This is a genomic window from Persicitalea sp. (assembly GCF_041751555.1).
In the GTDB taxonomy this organism is placed as follows: Bacteria; Bacteroidota; Bacteroidia; order Cytophagales; family Spirosomataceae; genus Persicitalea.
Genome location: NZ_JBGSXF010000584.1, coordinates 1 through 2,747 on the forward strand (window position 1 = coordinate 1; position 2,747 = coordinate 2,747).

Sequence of the window (2,747 nt, forward strand, 5' to 3'; positions counted from 1 at the left end):
CTGGCCGCGACGATCCGCAAGAAAGTAGCCGGACTGAAAGAGGCCAACGTCGTCGTCATTACACCGCCCGCCATTCCGGGCCTGGGCCGCACGGGCGGTTTCAGTTTCGTGATCGAGCAACAGGAAAGCAACGACGACATCAAGCAGTTTGAGCAGGTCGTCAAGAACATGACCGCCGCCGCTAACGAACGCGACGAAATCAGCGGCGCGTTCTCCTTCTTCACCGCCCGCACGCCCGGCTACCAACTGGAAGTGGACCGCGCCAAGGTGAAGCAGCTCGGCGTCTCGCTCTCGGAAGTGTACAGCACGTTGCAAACGTATCTGGGCAGTCGCTACGTCAACGATTTCTCGATCTATGGCCGCAACTTCCGCGTCGTGGCTCAGGCCGACACCAACTACCGCAAGAACATTGACGCCCTGGGTAAGTACTACGTCCGGAACCAAAGCGGGCAAATGGTACCTATCAGCGCCTTGGTCTCGCACAAAATGGTGGAAAGCGCGCCGCTCATTTCGCACTACAACCTTTTCCGCTCCACCGAACTCAACGGCAACCCCGCGCCCGGCTACAGCAGCGGCGAGGCCATCGCTGCCCTGCGCGAGGTGGCGGACAAAGTGCTGCCCATCGGCTACGGCTACGAATTTACCGGGCTAAGCCTGGAAGAAATCAACGCGGGTTCGAGTACACTTTACATTTTCGGTCTGTCGATTTTGTTTGTTTTCCTCTTCCTGGCCGCCCTCTACGAAAGCTGGTCGGTGCCTTTTGCGGTACTTTTGGCGGTACCCATCGGGGCATTCGGGGCCATCGTGACGCTGTCGCTGTTCAAAGGATTATCGAACAACGTTTACGCCCAAATCGGCCTCCTCACCCTCATTGGCCTGGCCGCCAAAAATGCCATCCTGATCGTAGAATTTGCCAAAGAACGCGTCGATCAGGGGGAATCCATCCGGCAGGCGACGATGGAAGCGGTGCGGCTCCGCCTTCGGCCCATCATCATGACCTCGTTGGCGTTCATTTTGGGCGTATTGCCGCTGGCTTTCTCGGAAGGCGCGGGCGCTGCCGCTCGGAAGACCATCGGCTGGACGGTGCTTGGCGGCATGGTTGCCGCGACGCTGCTGGCAATTTTCGTGGTGCCGGTGCTGTTTTCGAGTATTGGGAAGGTAGCGTACGGACGGAAGGATTTGGATGAAGAAGGGGCGAAGGCGGGGTAAATGACGGGCGAGCCCGCACCGGCGGACCGGCCCGTACCACAGTTTGTTCGGATATTTCAAAGTCGACGGCTGGATATTTCAAAGTTGAGGGCTGGATATTTCAAAATCAATAACTACATTTAGGAAAAATTCACCCTACTTGTATGTTAATTCCCCGGCAGATTGAATCCGCAATCAGAGATCTTCAAAGCAAGTACCCGATTCTTGCCATCACGGGGCCCAGGCAATCCGGCAAGACGACGCTTCTAAAAAACCTCTTCACGGATTACACCTACGTTTCGTTGGAAAATCCTGACGTCCGGGCCTTTGCCGAAACCGATCCGGTCGCTTTTCTGGCAAGCTATCCCGAGCGGGTGATTTTTGATGAGGTGCAGCGGGTACCGACCCTGTTTTCTTATCTGCAAACCATGGTGGACGCTTCGGGACAAATGGGTCAGTTCATTCTGTCGGGATCGCAAAACTTCCAGTTGCTGCACCAGATTTTCCAAAGTTTAGCGGGTCGCGTGGCATTATTCAAACTCCTGCCCTTTGACTTTTCAGAACTCGACGCCGAAGGATTGCTTCCAGATGCGTATACTGAAACGCTGATTCGAGGATTTTACCCCGCCATTTTCGATCGCCAGATTCCGCCCACCGTTTTCTACGCCAACTACCTGCAAACCTACGTCGAGCGGGATGTGGTGGAGTTGATTAATGTCAAAGACCTACGGCTGTTTCGGACATTCATCAGTTTGTGCGCCGCCCGAGTCGGGCAACTGCTGAACCTCAATTCTCTGGCAAACGTATGCGGTATTTCCCAGCCGACTGCCAAAGCCTGGCTCTCGGTTTTGGAAAGTAGCTACCTCATTTTTTTGCTGCCTCCTTACTTCAAGAATTTGAGCAAAAGAGTGGTCAAGACGCCCAAGCTGTATTTTTACGACACCGGTTTGCTGTGTCATTTGCTGGCTATTCGCGAGGTCGAAACGCTGCAACTGCATCCCTCCAAAGGCGCATTGTTTGAGAACATGATTATCGCCGAAAAAATGAAGCAAACTTTCCACCGCTATACCCACGAGGAATTTTACTTCTGGCGCGATGCGGCTGGACACGAAGTAGATTTGCTGAAACCTACGGGTTTGCAATTCGATATTTATGAGATAAAATCTACCCAAACGATTGCCTCGGAGCATTTCAAAGGGTTAGCGTATCTTGAAAACATCGCGCCGGAAGCAGTAGGGGAGAAGACGCTGATTTATAGCGGGCTGGATGATCAGAAACGGACGGAGTATTCGGTGAAGGGGTGGCGGTCGGTTTGATCGTTATCTTAGCTTCTCATTTTTCACTCTAACCAAATCATAAACCTGTATTCCATTGGCACTTGCGTAATCAGATAGCTCGGAATCGGAAGTGATAAAAAGCTGGCAGTTTTGAGCTTCACTAAGTAGCAGCGCATCGGTCAATCCGAAGTTGAAGAATTCATAACCACCCGTTATTTTCGCGGAGGGGAGATACTTCTCAGTGGCTGACGCTATAAGAGCAACTATATTGGTTATGTAGGA

General features: G+C 52.9%; 3 protein-coding genes. 2 read left to right on the top strand and 1 reads right to left on the bottom strand.

What is annotated here, in order from left to right; translation table 11 throughout:
* Both ACEW8P_RS20700 and ACEW8P_RS20705 read left to right on the top strand, forming a co-directional pair.
* The coding region (locus ACEW8P_RS20700) for an efflux RND transporter permease subunit (protein WP_373514977.1) at positions 1–1,209 on the top strand (1,209 nt) is incomplete at its 5' end.
* Positions 1,210–1,352: 143 nt separating this feature from the next.
* Positions 1,353–2,504, top strand: coding sequence for an ATP-binding protein (locus ACEW8P_RS20705; protein ID WP_373514978.1), 1,152 nt, complete (start codon positions 1,353–1,355; stop codon positions 2,502–2,504).
* Between the two features lie 3 nt (positions 2,505–2,507).
* Here the strand turns inward: ACEW8P_RS20705 and ACEW8P_RS20710 are convergent.
* Positions 2,508–2,747, bottom strand: a 240-nt coding sequence (locus tag ACEW8P_RS20710) for a hypothetical protein (protein ID WP_373514979.1), incomplete at its 5' end; no start/stop codon positions are given.

Excerpts from the sequence above, each read along its gene's own strand:
- ACEW8P_RS20705 (WP_373514978.1), top strand. The coding sequence starts at position 1,353 with ATGTTAATTCCCCGGCAGATTGAATCCGCAATCAGAGATCTTCAAAGC.